This is a genomic window from Pseudochelatococcus contaminans (genome assembly GCF_014195635.1).
In the GTDB taxonomy this organism is placed as follows: domain Bacteria; phylum Pseudomonadota; class Alphaproteobacteria; order Rhizobiales; family Beijerinckiaceae; genus Pseudochelatococcus; species Pseudochelatococcus contaminans.
Genome location: NZ_JACICC010000007.1, coordinates 168,583 through 187,601 on the forward strand (window position 1 = coordinate 168,583; position 19,019 = coordinate 187,601).

Annotated in this window: 20 protein-coding genes; 15 read left to right on the forward strand and 5 right to left on the reverse strand. The window is 60.8% G+C overall.

Features of this window, described 5'->3' with window-relative positions; translation table 11 throughout:
- Positions 1-80: 80 nt before the first annotated feature.
- From pstS to phoB, 6 genes are all read left to right on the forward strand, one after another.
- Complete coding sequence (pstS, locus tag FHS81_RS13855) at positions 81-1,100, forward strand: phosphate ABC transporter substrate-binding protein PstS (RefSeq protein WP_183753935.1); 1,020 nt, start codon at positions 81-83, stop codon at positions 1,098-1,100.
- Between the two features lie 102 nt (positions 1,101-1,202).
- Positions 1,203-2,195, forward strand: a complete 993-nt coding sequence (gene pstC, locus FHS81_RS13860; RefSeq protein ID WP_183753936.1) for a phosphate ABC transporter permease subunit PstC — start codon at positions 1,203-1,205, stop codon at positions 2,193-2,195.
- Positions 2,196-2,197: 2 nt separating this feature from the next.
- Positions 2,198-3,037 carry a phosphate ABC transporter permease PstA gene (pstA, locus tag FHS81_RS13865; RefSeq protein WP_183753937.1) on the forward strand — a complete coding sequence of 280 codons (840 nt, stop codon included), beginning with the start codon at positions 2,198-2,200 and terminating at the stop codon, positions 3,035-3,037.
- Positions 3,034-3,843: a phosphate ABC transporter ATP-binding protein PstB gene (gene pstB / locus FHS81_RS13870; protein WP_183753938.1), complete on the forward strand. Its 810-nt coding sequence runs from the start codon at positions 3,034-3,036 to the stop codon at positions 3,841-3,843. The genes pstA and pstB overlap by 4 nt, the downstream gene beginning before the upstream one ends.
- Positions 3,844-3,900: 57 nt before the next feature.
- Positions 3,901-4,611, forward strand: coding sequence for a phosphate signaling complex protein PhoU (phoU, locus tag FHS81_RS13875; protein WP_183753939.1), 711 nt, complete (start codon positions 3,901-3,903; stop codon positions 4,609-4,611).
- Positions 4,612-4,708: 97 nt separating this feature from the next.
- Positions 4,709-5,413 (forward strand): phosphate regulon transcriptional regulator PhoB, encoded by a 705-nt coding sequence (phoB, locus tag FHS81_RS13880; RefSeq protein WP_183753941.1) that lies wholly within the window; start codon positions 4,709-4,711, stop codon positions 5,411-5,413.
- Positions 5,414-5,528: 115 nt separating this feature from the next.
- Here the strand turns inward: phoB and FHS81_RS13885 are convergent, their stop codons facing one another.
- On the reverse strand, positions 5,529-6,149 hold the full coding sequence (locus tag FHS81_RS13885) for a GcrA family cell cycle regulator (protein WP_183753993.1): 621 nt from the start codon (positions 6,147-6,149) through the stop codon (positions 5,529-5,531).
- A gap of 535 nt (positions 6,150-6,684) precedes the next feature.
- Between FHS81_RS13885 and FHS81_RS13890 the strand changes: the two genes are divergently transcribed.
- From FHS81_RS13890 to FHS81_RS13905, 4 genes are read left to right on the forward strand one after another with little or no spacing between them, the layout of a single operon-like run.
- Positions 6,685-7,878: an acetylornithine transaminase gene (locus FHS81_RS13890; RefSeq protein ID WP_183753943.1), complete on the forward strand. Its 1,194-nt coding sequence runs from the start codon at positions 6,685-6,687 to the stop codon at positions 7,876-7,878.
- Between the two features lie 35 nt (positions 7,879-7,913).
- Positions 7,914-8,960 carry an ornithine carbamoyltransferase gene (gene argF, locus FHS81_RS13895; protein ID WP_183753945.1) on the forward strand — a complete coding sequence of 349 codons (1,047 nt, stop codon included), beginning with the start codon at positions 7,914-7,916 and terminating at the stop codon, positions 8,958-8,960.
- Entirely contained in the window at positions 8,957-9,934 is a 978-nt protein-coding gene (locus tag FHS81_RS13900; protein ID WP_183753947.1) for an Hsp33 family molecular chaperone, read from the forward strand. Before argF ends, FHS81_RS13900 begins: the two co-directional genes overlap by 4 nt.
- Positions 9,931-10,158, forward strand: coding sequence for an alkylphosphonate utilization protein (locus tag FHS81_RS13905; RefSeq protein WP_183753949.1), 228 nt, complete (start codon positions 9,931-9,933; stop codon positions 10,156-10,158). Before FHS81_RS13900 ends, FHS81_RS13905 begins: the two co-directional genes overlap by 4 nt.
- A 143-nt stretch (positions 10,159-10,301) precedes the next feature.
- Here FHS81_RS13905 and FHS81_RS13910 read toward each other — a convergent pair whose 3' ends face one another.
- Both FHS81_RS13910 and FHS81_RS13915 read right to left on the reverse strand, forming a co-directional pair.
- On the reverse strand, positions 10,302-10,658 hold the full coding sequence (locus tag FHS81_RS13910) for a TehB family protein (protein WP_183753952.1): 357 nt from the start codon (positions 10,656-10,658) through the stop codon (positions 10,302-10,304).
- A complete protein-coding gene (locus FHS81_RS13915) occupies positions 10,655-11,206 on the reverse strand; it encodes a group III truncated hemoglobin (RefSeq protein WP_183753954.1) in 552 nt (183 codons plus the stop codon). The genes FHS81_RS13910 and FHS81_RS13915 overlap by 4 nt, the downstream gene beginning before the upstream one ends.
- Before the next feature lie 381 nt (positions 11,207-11,587).
- Here FHS81_RS13915 and FHS81_RS13920 point away from each other — a divergent pair, with 381 nt between their 5' ends.
- Genes FHS81_RS13920 through FHS81_RS13935 form a run of 4 tightly spaced genes read left to right on the forward strand, consistent with a single transcriptional unit; the run spans position 11,588 to position 14,058 of the window.
- Positions 11,588-13,003 (forward strand): tyrosine-type recombinase/integrase, encoded by a 1,416-nt coding sequence (locus tag FHS81_RS13920; RefSeq protein ID WP_183753956.1) that lies wholly within the window; start codon positions 11,588-11,590, stop codon positions 13,001-13,003.
- Complete coding sequence (locus tag FHS81_RS13925) at positions 12,996-13,298, forward strand: helix-turn-helix domain-containing protein (protein WP_183753958.1); 303 nt, start codon at positions 12,996-12,998, stop codon at positions 13,296-13,298. Before FHS81_RS13920 ends, FHS81_RS13925 begins: the two co-directional genes overlap by 8 nt.
- 12 nt (positions 13,299-13,310) lie before the next feature.
- Positions 13,311-13,679: a type II toxin-antitoxin system RelE/ParE family toxin gene (locus tag FHS81_RS13930; RefSeq protein WP_183753960.1), complete on the forward strand. Its 369-nt coding sequence runs from the start codon at positions 13,311-13,313 to the stop codon at positions 13,677-13,679.
- Between the two features lies 1 nt (position 13,680).
- On the forward strand, positions 13,681-14,058 hold the full coding sequence (locus FHS81_RS13935) for an XRE family transcriptional regulator (RefSeq protein ID WP_183753962.1): 378 nt from the start codon (positions 13,681-13,683) through the stop codon (positions 14,056-14,058).
- 28 nt (positions 14,059-14,086) lie between these two features.
- Here FHS81_RS13935 and FHS81_RS13940 read toward each other — a convergent pair whose 3' ends face one another.
- Both FHS81_RS13940 and FHS81_RS13945 read right to left on the reverse strand, forming a co-directional pair.
- Positions 14,087-15,913: a UvrD-helicase domain-containing protein gene (locus FHS81_RS13940; RefSeq protein WP_183753964.1), complete on the reverse strand. Its 1,827-nt coding sequence runs from the start codon at positions 15,911-15,913 to the stop codon at positions 14,087-14,089.
- 12 nt (positions 15,914-15,925) lie between these two features.
- Complete coding sequence (locus FHS81_RS13945) at positions 15,926-17,770, reverse strand: ATP-dependent nuclease (RefSeq protein ID WP_183753966.1); 1,845 nt, start codon at positions 17,768-17,770, stop codon at positions 15,926-15,928.
- A gap of 503 nt (positions 17,771-18,273) precedes the next feature.
- Between FHS81_RS13945 and FHS81_RS13950 the strand changes: the two genes are divergently transcribed.
- On the forward strand, positions 18,274-19,019 hold a 746-nt coding region (locus tag FHS81_RS13950; RefSeq protein ID WP_246375022.1), incomplete at its 3' end, for an ArdC family protein.

Consider the following 19,019-nt stretch of genomic DNA (forward strand, 5'->3'; position numbering starts at 1 on the left):
GAAATTCGTGGGCGAGGGCTTCAGAGCACAGCATCCGGCTGTGCATAGCTCGGTCCATATCCTGCTTTTGGAGGTGTTCCGTGAAGTTTTCCAACCTCTATGCCGTCGCCGGCCTGGCTGCCGCAGCGTTCGTTGCTCCCGCTTCCGCGCAGACCATCACCGGCGCTGGTGCGAGCTTTCCTGCGCCGGTTTATGTGAAGTGGGCCGAGGTCTACAACAAGGAAACCGGCGTCCAGATCAACTACCAGTCCAGCGGTTCGGGTAACGGCATCAAGGCGATCAAGGGCAACACGGTCATCTTCGGCGCAACCGATGCGCCGCTTTCCGGCGAGGATCTGGAAGCTTCCGGTCTGGTTCAGTTCCCCACGGTCATCGGCGGCGTTGTGCCGATCATCAACGTCGAAGGCATCAAGCCCGGTGAACTATCGCTCGACGGCGACACGCTGGCCAAGATTTTCCTCGGCGAGATCAAGCAATGGGACGACGCCGCCATCGCGGCGCTGAATCCTGACGTGAAGCTGCCTTCCACGGCCATCGCCGTTGTCCGCCGCGCCGATTCCTCGGGCACGACATTTGCGTTCACCAGCTACCTGACGCGCGTTTCTGCTGACTGGAAGGACAGGCTCGGCGTCGGTACCACCGTGCAGTGGCCCGTGGGACTTGGCGCTCCGGGCAACGACGGCGTTGCGAACAACGTCGCCAAGATCGGCGGTTCCATCGGCTATGTCGAATACATCTACGCCAAGAAAAACAACCTGTCCTACACCCGGCTCAAGAACAAGGCCGGCAAGGTCGTGCGTCCCGAGACAGCCTCCTTCCAGGCTGCCGCAGCCAACGCCGACTGGAAGTCTGCTCCGGGCTTCGGCGTGATTCTGGTCGATGAGGACGGCGACGCATCGTGGCCGATCACTGCCGCTACCTTCGTGCTGGTTCACAAGGCTCCCAAGGACAAAGCGCAGACCGCCGCTGCCCTCAAGTTCTTCGACTGGGCATATTCCAACGGGGCGCCCTATGCCGAGGAACTCGCCTACATCCCGCTGCCCGAGAGCCTGACGAACGAGATCCGCGCCGTGTGGGCGGCTGAGGTGAAGACAAACTAAGCCGGTGTTCGCTTCGGCAACTGGCGCGAACTCGACACGCCGTTGACATCTGGGGGCGCCCCCGGGCGGCCCCTTTCATACAGGGCGTACAGGCAGTCAATTATGGTCGACGTTGCAATCAAGAACGCAGCTCACGGCAGGGATGAAGCAGAGAACAGGTTGCGGGTTCTGGAGAGATTCAGGCGCGGAGACAAATTCTTCTTTCATCTGACGCGAAGCGCGGCATTTCTGGTGCTGGTGCTGCTGTTCGCCATCGTCGCATCGCTGACCTACGGCGCCTGGCCCGCACTGAGCCATTTCGGCTTCGACTTCTTGATCTCGCAGTCGTGGAACGCGAACACCGAACAGTTCGGCGCGCTGGCGACGATCTACGGAACGCTGGTAACGTCGCTGATCGCCATGCTGATCGCCGTGCCGGTGGGGATCGGTATCGCCATCTTCCTCACCGAGCTGTGTCCCGCCGTCCTGCGCCGGCCTATCGGCATCGCCGTCGAGCTTCTCGCGGGCATTCCCTCCATTATCTACGGCATCTGGGGCTTCTTCGTTTTCGCCCCGGTGCTCCAGCAAACCTTGCAGCCGTTTCTCATTTCGCTGTTTGCGCCGGTGCCGGTGCTGAACGCACTTTTCGCTGGCCCGCCCTATGGCCTTGGCATCCTTACCGCCGGCCTCATTCTGGCGATCATGGTGCTGCCCTTCATCGCTTCCGTGTCGCGCGACGTGTTCGAGACGGTTCCGGCTGTCATGAAGGAAGCCGCCTACGGCCTCGGCTGCACGACGTGGGAAGTGGTGCGCAATGTCGTCATCCCGCACACGCGGGCAGGGCTGGTTGGCGGCGTGATGCTCGCACTGGGCCGCGCGTTGGGCGAAACCATGGCGGTGACGTTCGTCATCGGTAACGCCAGGCAGATCTCGGCGTCCATCCTTCAGCCCGGCACGACGATTTCGGCGACCATCGCGCTGGAATATGCGGAAGCGTCCGAGGGCCTTTACAGATCGTCGCTCGTGGCGCTCGGTCTGATCCTCTTCGTCATCAGCTTCATCGTTCTGGCCGTCGCGCGGCTGATGTTGGCGCGCCTCAACAAGCAGGAAGCCTGACGATGTCGCTGTACGCCGCGCGCAAGCGCTCGAACCGCATCGCCATGGGCCTCTGCACGGTTGCTGCGGTGTTCGGTATCGTCTGGCTTGTGCTGATCCTGGCCGTTCTCGTCTGGGAAGGCGTTTCCGGTCTGTCGTGGCGGGTTTTCACCGAAATTACTCCCAGCATGGGCAGCACCACCGGCGGCCTGCTGAACGCCATCGTCGGTTCGCTCATGATGGTGTTCTTCGCCGTGCTCATCGGCACGCCGCTTGGCCTGCTGGCCGGTACATACATGGCGGAGTATGGGCGTTATGAGAAGCTGACCCATGTCGTGCGCTTCATCAACGACATCCTGCTCTCCGCCCCGTCCATCGTGATCGGCCTGTTCATCTACGAGATCCTCGTTGCCCCGTTCGGTGGATTTTCTGGGTGGGCCGGCTCGGCGGCACTTGCCGTGATCGTGATTCCCGTGGTCGTGCGCACGACCGAGGACATGCTGCTGCTCGTGCCGGGCCAGTTGCGCGAGGCCGCGGCGGCGCTCGGTCTGCCACGGTCGGTCATCATCAAGCAGGTGGCTTACAAGGCGGCGCTTGCCGGCATCGTCACCGGCATTCTGCTGGCCGTGGCGCGCATCAGCGGTGAAACGGCCCCGCTGCTGTTCACGGCATTGAGCAACAACTTCTTCTCGACGTCGATGACGCAGCCGATCGCCAGCCTGCCGGTCGTGATCTACAACTTCACGAAGACGCCGGACGAAAACATGCAGCAACTCGCCTGGACGGGCGCCCTTCTGATCACCTTCGCTGTCCTCGTCATGAGTATTATCGCGCGCGCCCTGTCGACAAGGATGAAGAAATGAGTACCGGCACCAACAGGCAACCGGCATCCCCGGCCATTCCCGCCGGGCCGCTTACCGAAAAGGTCTCGGTTCGCAATCTCAAGTTCTATTATGGCAACAATCTTGCGCTGAAGAGCATTGATCTGCCGCTGTATGACCGTATCGTCACGGCGTTCATCGGGCCGTCCGGCTGTGGCAAATCCACGCTGCTGCGCGTTCTCAACCGCATGTACGATCTTTATCCCGGCCAGCACGCGGAAGGTGAGGTGCTGATCGACGGGCGCAACGTGCTCGGCCCGGATCAGGACGTGAATGCCCTGCGCGCGAAGGTCGGCATGGTTTTCCAGAAGCCGACGCCGTTCCCGATGTCGATTTATGATAACATTGCGTTCGGCGTTCGGCTGTATGAGAAACTCGGCAAGAGCGAGATGGACGAGCGCGTCGAATCCTCGCTCCGCCGCGCCGCGTTGTGGAACGAGGTGAAAGACAAGCTTAACGCCTCGGGCCAAAGCCTGTCGGGCGGCCAGCAGCAGCGCCTTTGCATCGCGCGCACAGTTGCCGTGAAACCGGAAGTCATTCTGTTCGACGAACCATGCTCCGCGCTTGATCCGATTTCGACATCGAAGGTCGAGGAGCTGATCGATGAATTACGGGCGGATTACACGATTGCTATCGTGACGCACAACATGCAGCAGGCGGCGCGCGTATCGCAGTTCACGGCGTTCATGTATCTTGGCGAACTGGTGGAGTTCGCGGAAACGGCGAAGATCTTCACAGCGCCAAGCGATAAACGGACGCAGGATTATATCACTGGCCGTTTCGGCTGATCGCGGTATGGGGCAGCCCTCGATGGCCTGTTCCGACTTATTGAGCAGGAGAGCGTCATGCCCGAACATATTGTAACCTCGTTCGATGCCGAACTCGAACTCTTGCGCAGCAAGATCGCGGAGATGGGCGGTGTTGCCGAGAAGATGCTGGACGATTCCACGCGCGCTCTTGTGCGCCGCGATAGCGCGCTGGCGCGGCAGGTGATCGAGGCGGACTCGCGGCTGGATAATCTCCAGCGCGAAGTCGAGGAAAATGCAGTCGCCACGATTGCCCGGCGTCAGCCAGTGGCCGTGGATCTGCGCGACATCGTGTCCGCCATCCGCGTGGCTGGCGATGTCGAGCGCATTGGTGATCTGGCGAAAAACACCTCCAAACGCGTTCTTGCTATCAGCAGCGAGGCGCATCCGGCCAAAATCGTCGTTGGAGTTCAGCATATGAGCGATCTCGTTCAGGCCCAGCTCAAGGACGTTCTTGATGCCTACGCCGAGCGGAACGAGCAGAAAGCGCTTGATGTCTGGAGCCGGGATGACCGGATCGACGCGCTTTATAATTCAGTATTCCGTGAGTTGTTGACCTATATGATGGAAGATACGCGGAACATTACTTATTGCACGCATCTTCTGTTTCTCGCCAAGAATATTGAACGCATTGGCGATCACACGACAAACATTGCCGAAACGATTTATTATGTCACCACGGGTGAGGCTGTGGCGGGTGAGCGGCCAAAAGGTGACACCACAAGTTTTACCACCACTGGTGAGATTTAATATTGCAGTTTGAATATGGCACGCAGCAAATCTGTGTTAATGGAACCTGAAACTACGTGACGTCTCTTTCCTGTGTGATTGGTATAATGAGGCTCTTATGGTAGGACCACGCATATTGATCGTTGAGGACGAAGAGCCGTTGGCGCTATTGCTGCGTTATAACCTGGAGGCGGAAGGGTATTCTGTCGACAGCGTCGCGCGCGGCGACGAGGCGGAAATCCGGCTCCGGGAACAAGTGCCGGATCTTGTCCTGCTCGACTGGATGTTGCCCGGCCTGTCAGGCATCGAACTGTGCCGCAGGGTGCGTGCGCGGGGCGAGACGGAGCGCCTGCCCATCATCATGCTGACGGCGCGCGGGGATGAGGGCGAGCGGGTGCGCGGCCTTGCCACCGGCGCGGACGATTATGTCGTCAAGCCATTTTCAGTGCCGGAACTGCTTGCGCGCGTGCGGGCTCTGCTTCGCCGCACAAAGCCGGGGCATGTCGCCACACTGCTGCTTGCAGGCGATATCGAGCTGGACCGTGAGACCCGCCGCGTGCGCCGTAGCGGACGTGAGCTGCATCTGGGGCCGACGGAGTTCAAGTTGCTTGAAGTCCTGATGCAGAGTCCCGGACGCGTGTTCACGCGCGAACAGCTGCTCGATGGCGTCTGGGGGCATGACGTCTATATCGACGAGCGCACCGTGGACGTGCATGTCGGCCGCTTGCGCAAGGCCATCAACCGTCCGCGCAGCCCTGACCCGATCCGCACGGTTCGCGGCGCAGGTTATGCTTTCGACGAAACGTTCGCGCGAGCTGAATAGCCCCGCAAGCGTGCCCCAAGCATCTTGAGGTTCACTTCCGCATTACGGCAATAAAAATGGCTCCCGATCATCATCGGGAGCCATTGATTTTTAGGCAGTGAATGGCCTGAGCAGATCAGGCGCGCTTGCGGTCACGACGGCGATCAATGACTGGCTGATAAGCGATGCTCGCGTGATGGGCGCAGTACGGCAGCCCGGTCACGGCGCGCGCGCCGCAGAAACGGAAGCCCGGCGAAGTGGGGTCGCCCACCGGCCAGCGGCACATGTATTCGCGCAGATCCATGATCGTGACACGCTCGGAAATCGGCACGACAACGCTTTCACGCGCCGCGGGAGCCTGCGGCGGCAGGGGCCGGGGAGCAACGCTCGGCGCGGTATCGGCGATGATATCGTCTTCCGGTTCGATAGCGGGCGCCGACGCAGAAGCAAGTACGGCGTTGCTGAACGTATCATCCTGATGCTGCTCGGCTTCTTCCTGCGCCGCAACCGGAGCGCGGACGGAAGGTGCGGCAACCGGAGCGGTGGCGGGCGCCTTGCGAGCAGCCGGACGGGGCGTTGCGCTGGCGGGAGCTTTGGCGCGACCCGACAGACCCAGACGATGAACCTTGCCGATAACCGCGTTGCGGCTGACGCCGCCAATTTCCGTCGCGATCTGGCTTGCGCTCAGGCCATCGCCCCAGAGTTTCCGCAACAGTTCGACACGTTCGTCAGTCCAGGTATTCCCGGGATCGCTCATCATAATGCTCCATTCAGCCTCGCGCCGCGAGGAATCCTCCATCCTGCCCCATGCCGTATAACGACCGGGCTCAACGTTCACCTGTCAGGAGACGCTGGGTAGGAGGCGGCCAAGCGACATATCGTGGCCGTCACCCGGGAAACTACAATATAGCCCGACTCTACCGCAAGAGTCGGGCATACGCCGATATCCATTTTCCCACAGGAGAAGTCGTAAACAAATTCTTGACGCTTCAGAAAATGATGTGAATCCCGGCAATTTCAAGGCCCGACAGGAATTTTTGGCTGCAACGGAACGTTGAGAACGGTCCTGAAAGCGGTCGTGGGGCAGATTCAACTTGAATATGTCGTCTGTGGTAGCTAAACTTGAGAATATGCCGCCCCGATGGGCGGCTTTTTCAATTGCATTGCCGCCCATCGCCGTTCCGGATCGGCCGCCTGCCTTCCGGCGTCTTCTTCGTTCCCCGGCGTGGCTGACAGATGCATGCCGTGCCGGAACCGCCGCGCACGGCACTTCCGTTCTGGAGTGAAAAGCTGTGACGTCGCCGATTTTGCCGACCTATGCACGGGCCGAAGTTGAATTCGAAAAGGGCGAGGGCCTCTGGCTCGAAGCCCGCGACGGCAAGCGATATCTGGACCTCGGCTCCGGCATCGGCGTCAACTCGCTTGGCCATGCCCATCCGCATCTCGTCGCGGCGCTGGCCGAGCAAGCGGACAAGCTCTGGCATGTCTCGAACCTTTTCCGCATCCCTTCCGCCGAGCGGCTGGCCCAGCGTCTCGTTGACGCGAGCTTTGCCGATACGGTGTTCTTCACCAATTCGGGGGCGGAGGCGCTTGAGGCCGCGATTAAGACGGCGCGCAAGCATCATGCAGTGAACGGTCACCCGGAACGCTTCCGCATCATTACGTTTGAGGGCGCCTTCCACGGCAGGACGCTCGCGACCATCGCCGCCGGCGGTCAGCAGAAGTATCTCGATGGCTTTGGCCCCAAGGTCGATGGCTTCGATCAGGTGCCCTTCGGCGACTGGGACGCGCTTGCCGCAGCCATTACGCCGGAAACGGGCGCGCTCCTGATCGAGCCGGTTCAGGGCGAGGGCGGCATCCGTCCGGTGCCGCCTGCAGACCTGCGCCGGCTGCGTCAGATTGCGGACGACAACGGCCTGCTGCTGTTGCTCGATGAAGTGCAATGCGGCACGGGCCGCACAGGCAAGCTCTTCGCGCATGAGTGGGCCGGCATTCAGCCCGATATCGTCGCCATCGCCAAGGGCATCGGCGGCGGCTTCCCGCTGGGGGCAATGTTGGCCACGGCGGAAGCGGCGAAGGGCATGACGCTTGGCACACACGGCACCACCTTCGGCGGTAATCCGCTGGCGACGACGGTCGGCAACGCGGTGCTCGACGTTATCCTCGCGCCCGGCTTCCTGGAGGACGTGCAGCGCAGGGCGGGATTGCTGCGGCAGCGGCTGGCGGAACTCAAGGACAGCCACCCCGATGTCATCGAGGAGGTGCGTGGCGAGGGCCTGATGCTGGGCTTGAAGCTACGCGTGCCGAACGGTGACTTCGTGAAGCGTGCGCTCGATCATCAGTTGGTGCTGATCGCGGCGGGTGACAATGTCGTGCGCCTGTTGCCGGCACTGACCATTGACGAAAATGAGATAGCGACAGCCTTTGACGGGCTCGACGCAGTGGCCGCGTCGTTCAAGGCGCAGGATGTGGCGGAGCAGGCGTAAAGCCGGGCTGGAAGCCAAGCAGAAAGTAAAGTGTGATGACGCAGAGCAGCGCAGCATTGACCACCAGGGTATCGGATGCAGCCGCTTCGGTCGAAGGCGTAAGGCATTTTCTCGACCTGACGGATTTCACGGGCGCACAGTTGCGTGAGGTGCTGGAAATCGGCAAGGCGCTCAAGGCGCGCCGCGTTCGGGGTGGAGCGCAGAAATACCGGCCGCTGGACGGCAAGGTGCTGGCGATGATTTTCGACAAGCCGTCGACGCGGACGCGCGTGTCGTTCGATGTCGGCATTCGCGAGCTTGGCGGCGAACCGATCATGCTTACCGGCGCGGAGATGCAGCTCGGGCGCGGCGAGTCCATTCCTGACACGGCCCGCGTGCTGTCGCGCTTCGTCGACGCGATCATGATCCGTATCCTTGACCACACGGCCATGCGCGAGCTGGCGGAATATGCCTCGGTTCCGGTTATCAATGGCCTCACCAAGCAGTCGCATCCCTGCCAGATCATGGCGGACCTGCTCACTTTCGAAGAGCATTGCGGGCCGATTACCGGACGCACGGTTGCGTGGACGGGTGATGCCAACAACGTGCTGACTTCGTGGATTCACGCTGCGGTGAAGTTTGGCTTCAATATCTCCATAGCCACGCCAGCCGCACTTGCTCCGCGCGCGGATATCATCGAATGGGCGAAGGCGGGCGGGGCCAATGTCCTGCTGACGCGCGATCCGTTTGAGGCCGTGCACGGGGCTGATGCCATCATTACCGATTGCTGGGTGTCGATGGGCGATGATGACGAGCGGTATCGCCAGAACCTCCTGCGCCCCTATCAGGTCAACCAGAAGTTGATGTCTGCCGCCAACAAGGGCGCGGTTTTCATGCATTGCCTCCCTGCCCATCGCGGCGAGGAGGTGACGGATGAAGTGATGGACGGGCCGCAGTCTGTCGTGTTCGACGAGGCTGAAAACCGTCTTCACGCCCAGAAGGGCGTGCTGGCCTGGTGCCTTGGTGTCGGTCTTGCCGATGTGACCGCGACCGCCGATGTCACCCGTCTTGCAACAGGTGGCACGAAGGGTGCGGCGGAATGAGTGTAGCGCCCGATATTGAAATCGCCGGCGAGGGCGACGACGACACCGTGCTGCCGTTCGCCGTCGAAGGGCTGGACGTGCGCGGGCGTATCGTGCGGCTCGGACCTTCCATCGATCTCATCCTGTCGCGGCATGATTATCCGCCGGCGGTGTCGCGCGTTGTCGGTGAGGCGGCCGCATTGACAACCCTGCTCGGATCGGCGCTCAAGTTCGAGGGCCAGTTCCAGTTGCAGACCCGCTCCGACGGGCCGATCGAGATGATCGTGGTCGATTTCGATGCACCGGACAAACTGCGGGCCGTCGCCCGTTTCGATGCCGAGCGTCTGAATGCCGCGCTTGAAAACGGCGATGTCACCACAGGCGCGCTTTTGGGCAACGGACACCTCGGCCTCACCGTGGATCAGGGTGCGGACATGACCCGCTATCAGGGCATTGTCGCGCTGGAGGGCGAGGGGCTGGAGGAAGCGGCGCACGCCTATTTCCGCCAATCCGAGCAGATCCCGACGCGTGTGAGGCTTGCTGTGGGCGAGGAAACGCTGGGTTCCGGTGACACGCGGCGCAACACCTATCGCGCCGGCGGGTTGATGATCCAGTTCCTGCCCCAGGCGGCGGATGTTGCATCGGCCTCGGTTGCGGACGAGGACGATCGTTGGCGCGAGGCGCGGCTGTTGGTGGATACGGTTGAGGATCATGAGTTGATCGACTCGACGGTATCGAGCCAGCGTCTGCTTTTCCGGTTGTTTCATGAGCGCGGCGTGCGCGTATACGACCCGCAGGCGGTGCATGAAGCGTGCCGGTGCAGCCGGGAGCGGATCGTTGCAACCATCAAAACGTTCGGCGACGATGATCGTCAGCATATGGTGGGTGACGACGGGCGCATCACTGTGACGTGCGAGTTCTGCTCGCGGGTTTATGACATCGATCCCGCCGAAATCGAGAGTGGCGGTGGCAAGCCGGAAGGAGATGCGGCATGAGCGACGACGAGGATATTGTCAGGGATAGCAACGGCGCGGCGTTGGCCGACGGCGATTCCGTGACCCTGATCAAGGATCTCAAGGTGAAGGGAACCTCGGAAACGCTCAAGCGTGGTACGCTGGTGAAGAACATCAGGCTGACCGGCAAGCCGGGCGAGGTTGAGGCCAACACCAAGCAGGTGAAGGGGCTCGTGCTCAAGACCGAGTTTGTCAAGAAAGCATGATGCTGAAGCAGTTTGCGTTTCAATCGATCCATGAGCTGAACGCAAGTTGCTGTAAAATATGGAGTACATCGCGGCTGCCGTTGCATCGGCAGTCGTGCCAAGTGATAGAGCGCAAGCGATAGAGCGGTGGATGGTGCGCCTGCTTATCCGCCAGTTTGCGTGTGCGGATCACCTTTTTCACCCGGCAGCGCGTAGAACTCCACGACGAACCGCACTGGCCCCTGCGCCGACACGTTATGCTCCTGCTCGGGGCGAACGAGACCGGGAGCTTCCGGGGTCAGGATGTGGGCACTTGCCGGCTCTTCAATGCGATAGTGCAGGGCACCTTCCAGAATATGAATGACAGCCCACACACCGGCTTTGGTGCTGTGGTTGCGCTTCAGAGCCTCCGGGATCGTATCCTGCGTGAAAACCGGCGATTGGCGATATGCAACCAGCCCGGTTGGCAGATCGTCTGGCAAGGGCCGATTGCGCGTATCCACTGGCGGCGTTCTGGTCATTGGCGTCGGCTTTCCTGCTGGTCCTGGGGCGGGCTGCTTGTTTTTTCAGCCGCTTCATGGCGCGCCAGCGGAGTGACGGGCGGCAGGCCCGGGTTAAGAAAACGCTGGCCGCGCGTGAGTTCGGCGCCGTTGGTCACGGCCACCCCATATTCCAGGTTGGACGCGATACGCCGCGCGCGCTCCAGAAAATAAGCAGCGGCGACCGGGGGGCAGACTTCCTGCGCAACGGTTTCGAACAGAACCAGCCAGCGATCGAAATGACGTCCGTCGATTGGTAAATTCAGGTGCTTGGGCATGGGCCGGCCGTGATAGCGGCCGCTCATCAGCGCGACGGACGACCAGAACAGCCGCATCTGGGACAGATGCTCGTCCCAATCCGTGACGTGTCCTTCGAAAATCGGTCCCAGAACGGCATCTGCACGCACGCGGGCATAAAACGTATCGACGAGCACGGCGATCATCGCATCGTCGATCCCGGTCTCGGCAGTGATATCTGCCGAGGCTTGCGCCCTGCGCTCCGCCATTTCGTCCATTTGTTTGCTTTCCATCTGTCCGGCTATGCTTGTTCAGGTCATTACATGTCATTTCCACGACACGTGATGACAGCCCCGCTTGTGATTGCGGATGTCTGTAAACCGGAAAAGTATAGATTTATTGTGCGCCGACGAAAAGTCGAAATGGCACACTCTGCGCAAGATGGTGGCCGCTGTGGGACTCGAACCCACACGGGCGAAGCCCGAGGCATTTTAAGCGACGCCTTATGGCCTATCCTTTGTTTATCCGGGGGTATCCGATTTCCCGATAACCGACTGTAGGCACTAGCTTTTTTCAGTTATCGATACATCCTTGCCTAACCGGATGCACGCTACGGCTGGCTTTCGCGGTGCTCCTATTCTGCACCTGAAATCCGGCCTCAACGGAGGTTAGGAATGCCCAAGATCAAACTCACCAAGACGGCGGTGGACGCCGCAAACCCGCAGGAACGCGATTACGAACTCCGCGATACGACGATACCCGGCTTTCTCGTGAAGGTCACGCCCGCCGGCCGGAAAACCTTCATGATCGCGTATGTCACCAACAGCGGCCAGCGCCGGAAGCCCGCGATCGGCCGCTACGGCGAGATCACCGTCGAACAGGCGCGCGGCATCGCACAGGACTGGCTCGCCGAAGTCCGGCGCGGAGGAGACCCCAGCGCCGAGCGGACGGCGAGCCGTCAGGCCCCGACGGTCAAGGAACTCTTCGATCGCTTCATCACCGACTATTCCGAAGGCCGCAACAAGCCCTCGACCGTCAAGTCGAATCGGGACCGGGCCAAGCGCCACCTCATTCCGAAGCTCGGGCATCTGAAGGTGCCGGAAGTGACGCGCGCCGACATCGCCGATCTCATGAAGAAGATGGCGAAATCGCCCGTCAGCGCGAACCGGATGCTCGCGATGTGCCGGAAGATGTTCAACGTCGCCGAGGTCTGGGGGCTACGTCCGGACGGTTCCAATCCTTGCCGCCATGTCCCGAAATATCCCGAACGCGGCAAGACCCGCCTCATCACGGATGCGGAAATGCGCAAGCTCTTCGAGTATCTCGATCGCGCTGACGCGGAAGGGCTGGAGCATCCCTTCATCCTTCTCGCGATCAGGCTTCAGTTCGAGTTCGCCGCGCGCATGTCGGAGATCGCCGAGCTTGAATGGTCGTGGATCGATTTCGACAACCGCCGTGTCGTCTGGCCGGACAGCAAGACCGGCGGAATGTCGAAGCCTATGAGTGCCGAAGCGCTGCGCCTCTTCGAGACCGCGCCTCGACTCGAAAGCTCGCCCTTCGTCTGCCCTTCGATCTTCGATCCGGAAAAGCCAATGTCTTCCTATACCTACTACCAGGGCTGGAAGCGCATCTTGAAGCGCGCGGGGCTTCCTCATGTCGGTACGCATGGCATCCGTCATCGCTCCGCGACCGACATCGCCAACTCCGGCGTGCCGGTAAAGGTCGGCATGGCGCTCACCGCTCATAAGACGGTGACGATGTTCATGCGCTACGTCCACACCGAGGACGATCCCGTCAGGGCTGCGGCGGAAGCCGTCACGCAGCGCCGTATGACCGTCATCGGTGCCGAGCATCAGCCGCCCGCACCACCGCCGGCTCCCGTCATGGAGCTGCCCTCCATCGCCCCGGTGGTGGCCACCGCTCCGGCCACCCTTGGTCCGGACGGCAAGCCGCTCGGCTTCGAGGATGGCAAATACACCTCGCGCACGCGCCTCGGGAACTATCGTCCGTTCCGTCACCGTAGCGGCGAGAACAGGACCGCACCGTCCGGCAGCAAGCGAGCCGAGGCGCAGGAGGCAAGCCATGCGTGAGGAAGCCAAAGCCCAACGCCGCTGGCCGACGCCCGATATCCTGCGACGCGCCCAGTTCGTCGCAGATGCCGGCCCGATCCGGTTCGTCGATACCGAAGCCGCAGCGCGATACCTCGCGCTGTCGGCGCACACCCTCGAATGCTACCGCTCCCTCGGGGGCGGTCCCGCCTACCATAAGTTCGGCAAGTGGGTCCGCTACGCCGTGGACGATCTCGACGCCTGGGCCGCGAGCTGCCGCCGATCGACAGCAGCCTCGCCAGAGGCGCCGCGCGTCCTTTCCATTGACCGGACATAGCTTGGAGGCTATATGGAGTGGGAAGTCCAATTCCATGGAGCCTTCGAGGCCGAGGTTCTGGCCTTTGAGCGCGAGGTCCGTATCGCATTGATCGCAGCCACCCGGCTACTGTCGGACTACGGACCTCAACTTGGTCGGCCCCATGCCGACACGCTCAAAGGCTCGAAACACGCCAACATGAAGGAACTGCGATTCGAAGCGGCCGACGGCGAATGGCGTGCAGCCTTCGCCTTCGACCCGGAACGGCGAGCCATCGTGCTCGTAGCGGGCGATAAATCCGGCGGGAGCCAGAAGCGCTTCTACCGGCAGCTCATCGCAAAAGCGGATCTCCGATTTTCCGAACATCTGGAAAGCCTGAAATCCGCAAAGAAGGGACGTTGAGATGGCACGGAGCCTGAACGACATGATTGCCGCGCTTCCCGTGGACGAGCAGGAAGCCATCGAAGCGCGTTATCAGGAATTGAAGCAGGAAGTGGAGAGCCTTCGCGAGCTTCGCCAGATCGCGGGCAAGGCGCAGGAGGACATCGCCACAGCCCTCAATATCAAACAGCCTTCCGTCTCCAAGATCGAGAAGCAGGCGGATATGTATCTGTCCACCTTGCGCGGTTATGTCGAGGCCATCGGCGGCGAGCTGGAGTTGACCGTGAAACTGCCTTCCCGGCCTGTGCTGCATCTGCGCAGTCTCGGGGACATAGAGGGACAAACCGGGGCCACGGTCGGAAAGAGGCGTAAGCGATCCGCGATTGGAGGACGCGCATGACCGAGCCGCAGCCTGCTGAAAGCTACGTTTAGGCTTCGTCTTCTAACAGAAGCACACAAACATCATCACGCGGAGTCAGAATCGTCGTCCGGCTCTTCGCGCGAGTTACGCTCACACGGAAATTCTGGCGAGCCTGCGTCATAGCCCCGTCGCGAATATTTCCGGTGACTATCCGATCCGGATTGGCGACGATCTCGCGCTTGGCGCGCCTCGGCCATCCTTCAAATATGATTACCTCATCGAATTGCTTACCTTTGGCCTTGTGCATGTTCATCACGATGACGCCAGTTTCCGGTTTGTGGGCCGTAGCGAAATGTTCCTGAACGAAAGCTCGGCGCGTGATTTCCAGGGCGTTGCGATAACTTCCGGCATCGCGCCAGTCTTGCATGAGTCCTTGCCGAAGCTGGGTCCCGCGTTCCAATAGGCGAACGTTTCGGACCTGGGTAGCGACCTCTTTCAGCCGCGAGCAAGCGCTCCCTTCAAGAGCCGCGCGAACGGCGCGCCAGTCTTTATCCGGGTCTCCGGTCAATACCAATGCAATAGCCGCCTGATGGACCGTCGCGGTCGCCTTCAGCACGCTGTTTCCTGGCGGCGGCTTTCCTGCCGCCGCACTTGCATTCCATTTAGCCAGGGCGGCGCGCAACCGGGCCGCTTCCTCCAGGTCGCCTTTGTTGGGGGTTGAGCCACCGCGGCCGTGATAGTAGCTGCAGAGCAATTCAACGAGGTCATCGAACGCCCCGGCCTGTCGACCCTGCTGCAGGAGAAAGGCGACGATCTCGGCAGCCAGAATTGGCCCCTCCATATCAACGGCGGCGCTGTGACCGATCGGCGGGACATTGCCGAACGGCTCACGGAGCGTATCCGAGACCAATCGCGTCATCTTCTTGGTCGGCACGAGGATCGCCAGTGACCAATCCCGTTTTTCTCCATCGATCAGCCGCTTCCGTCCCTGAAGCACTTGCGTCGTGAGCGTTGTAAACGCTTGGTTGGGATTTGACTCGAAAACCTCGAAATGCACGCCCTCATAATTCGACTTCCGAAACTGGCCGGCGAGGATGTCGTTTCCGAAGAGTGCGATCTCCGTGCCCTTACTGCGGTGGTTGTCGCCAGCGAGATCATGTTCAGACGGGTGGAATGTTGCTCTGAAGTGGTTCAACCGTTCAGGATCGGCACCTATAAAATCGAAAATCCGCTGTTCCGGGTCGGCGAGCGCAATGAGTGTGCTCCCCATCCCAAGTGCCTCGACCACACGCCACTGCTCCGCGCTCGTGTCCTGAAACTCATCCAGGACGATGAACGGATACATCGTAGAAATCAGCGTCCGAACCTTCTGCGATCCATGGAGAATGTCGCCGACCTTGGTCGCGAAGAGGTCAAAGCAGACCTTTCCCTCGTCGCGTGCCAAGCGCTCCCGCTCGGCTTCTTCTCGCTCTTTTTTCTCGGCTTTCTCCTCATCCGTCAGCTTCGAGGCAGCTTTATACCCACTACGCAAGCCTGATAGCGCTATCGCCTCGTTCGGTGGCGTGAGGATCGTCATGCGGCGTGGGAAGCCGACCAGATACCCGTGCGTTTTCAGAATGCGCCAGAAGAAGGCGTGATAAGTATCGACCTCGATCACCGCCTTTTCCTTACGGGTGATCTGCTTCTCCTCATCGATCGCCTCAAGCACGCGCGAGACGGTCGCGCGGGCAAAGCTCAGAAACAGTATCCGCTGGCCCGGCTTGAGCGCTTCCCGTCCGATCTTAGCTGCTTTTAGAATGGAGACAGTGGTCTTGCCCGAGCCCGGACCGCCCGTGACAAGCTGATGGCCTTCTGCCTCTAAGACGCCCTTCTGTGCCTCGGTGAGATCGACCACGATCGCCTTCCTCTACCCCAGAATGTCCGCGAAAACGTTCTCTTCTTCCGGCTCCGGCGGTGGAGCCGACGCCGCGGCGGGCGGGTCGCATAGGTTCTTCAATTCAAGGCAAGCGTCGCGCAAGAACTGAGGGATCTCCACCTCGTTACATTGCGCCAGAAAATCGGCGATCCCCCAATTTCCCTTCGACCAGCCGAAATACTCCTTCAAAGCTGCCTGCGCCTGCGCTTTTGGATCGGGGTACTTCGCCGCAAGGTGCGGCGGCCAGTCGAGCACGTCGGCAAAACGTTCCAGGGCAGCCGGCGTCGTATTTTTGAGGATCAGGTCCTCGATGCCCTTCTCTGCGTGCATGAACAACCGCTCGACCTGGGCCTCGATCGCCGCCTGTGCCACGGCCGTCTGCTTATCGCAGATGGCGAACGTCCGCTTGCCGAGCCCCTTGTAGAGCGCTGCCAGATCGGCGATCTGGCTCTCGGTTCCAGCGTCGATCACGCAAATGCCCAATGCCTCCACCGAGGCGTAGGTCGCCGGGTTCAATTCGGCAAGCCGTCGTGCTGCAACCGGGAAGGATGCGGCTTCGGTCGCCCCTTCGGCTATAAGTACGCGGCGCGACAGCAGCCCCTCGCAAAAGCGTGTTCGAAACTCTTGACGATAACGCTTGTGCTTGACGCTTTCCGGGAGCGCAATCTTTGACTGCATCAACTCGCCATCGTCGGAGCGCGACAGGATCACCGTCTCGTTAAGCGTGAACTCTTCCAGCACATACGGCGAATGCGAGGTGAAGATCGACTGCGCCGACAGCTTGCGGAGCTCGTGGACGATCCGCTTTTGTGCATAGGGCGGAATCGCCGTTTCTGCCTCTTCCATCGCAAAAATGACGTTCTGCTTATCTTCAGCAATTTGCGACAGCAGGGCCAGCACCAGCATGTTGATCGTGCCCGTACCCTGACGGAAAAAAGGAGCCGCGTGATCGCCTCCACCCGTCGCAATAAATGCCGTCACGATCTTGCGCAGATGCTCGCGCGTCAAATTCGAGACTTTGAGATGCGGCTGCGCGCCCCATTCGCGGGGAACGTACTTCTTCAGCGACTTGTTGATGCTTTCCAGCACGCCGGAAATCCCGAGTTCTGGCTTGCTCGCCACGTCAAAACCCGCCAGCGTCTTTATCGTCTCCTCCCACATCTGGGGACGGATCTCCTTCAGACGCAGGATGATGTCGAGCAAGCTGCCGTGTTCCAGACTCAGCGCCCGCGATCCTGTCCGCAGTGAACGCAGGAAAAGGAAGCCGCAATGCTGCTTGTCCTTCTTCGAGAAGGGCGTTGGCGTTGCCTCTTCGGCGATGCTACGGGTGAAATACGTGTTGCCGGAGAAATCGTCCTCATCTGGATCGTATTCTCCGATGAACGTCACTCGGAGCGCCGCAACGATATTCGCTGCATCGACCCCGGCTGGCTCCGCTTCGTCGTAAAAGTCACCGGTGTCCGTTGCGAGCCATTCGATCTGCCCACCAAAGCGGGCTTGCTGCTCCAGTGACAGGTCAATGATCGTCACCTCGATGGTGATTTTTGGTCCCTCCGCCGGTTCCGCTTCAGCGCCCTCCGCCGGCACAATCGGAAGATCTTCATCTTCGGCGACTACCAACGGCGGCTCAGCCAAATAGCGTCCCTGATAGAAATCGTGCTCGTCGACCGGCGGACGCCGGTTCAATCTGTCGGGGCCAAGCACTAGGTCGATGGCTTCAAGCACCGAAGACTTGCCGGTGTTGTTGTCTCCGATAAGCACCGCATGATCCGGAAAAACCAAACGCGCCGAGCGGATGCCCCTGAAATTCTCGATTGCGACAGAGTATATTTTCATTGCCCACCCTGTAAGTCAGATCCCCAAGATCTTTCTATTCGTCTACGTGTCTAATAGCGGAAAAGCTTTGCAAGAGTCTCATCAGCTTATTGGAAAATAACAAAATATTCTTAAAACGTCGTTTTGCTTTGCGAAGCGAGAGGGAACGAGGGAACGCAGGCTACGAGGAGAAAACGACGGCCACCTTCCTCGATGGCACTGATGGCTTGCAAGACGACCGAACAAACGCTGCGGGTCTGAGGCTAGTGTGGCGCCGGGCGCTGTCAATGAAGATGGGTGAGCTACAAGTTTCTCTGCTACCGAAACCCTTATCTACGGCTTACGCATTTGCTGTTTTCCGCCGGGGGAAAGTCTTCCCCCTAGCCGGCGCCACGGTCGCCGGCACACCCCCTTCTGCGGGGAGACCCCGCAACGCCCCCTTAGAGTGAGAGTGCGGACGGGTTTTGCCGTGACGGGTTGAGGGCCGGAGGAGAGTCTTCTGGCGCCCGTCGCGGAGAACCGCGATGTCCAGACATGATCGCAGCGTTCGCACCGGCTCGGACCGGACGAACCTTTATGACGAAATCACCACCAAAATCATCGCCGAACTGGAGGCCGGCCGGGTGCCATGGGTGCAGCCTTGGGGTACATCGACCGCCAAGGCGCCGCTCGGCCTACCGAAAAACGCCGCCACCTCCCGCAGCTACAGCGGCATCAACGTGCTCATCCTTTGGGGCGCGGTCATCGAGCACGGCTTTCCCTGCCAGGGCTGGCTTACATTCCGGCAGGCGCTTTCGCTCGGCGGCCATGTCCGCAAGGGCGAGCACGGCACCACGGTCGTCTATGCCGACCGTTTTACGCCGGAAGACGAGAAGCGCCGCGCCCGCGAAGCCGGCGAGGAAGCGCATGCCATCCCGTTCCTGAAGCGCTTTACGGTCTTCAACGTGGTGCAATGCGACGGGCTGCCCGACGACATCGCCATGGTCACGCCGCCGCCACCGCCCGGCTTGATCGAGCCGAGGGTCGAGGCGCTCATCAAGGCGACCGGCGTCGATTTCCGCATCGGCGGCAACAGGGCCTTCTACGCTCCGTCCCAGGACTATGTGAGGGTCCCGCCGCCCCAGGCGTATTTCGAGCCCATCAACTGGCACCGGACGGCTCTGCACGAACTCGGTCATTATGCCGTAAGTCGGATTATGCCGCATGGCCGAGCTTTTCGGCTGTCACGCCGGCTTTCGGCCATGCGGCAGTTCGGCATAATCAGAGCGCT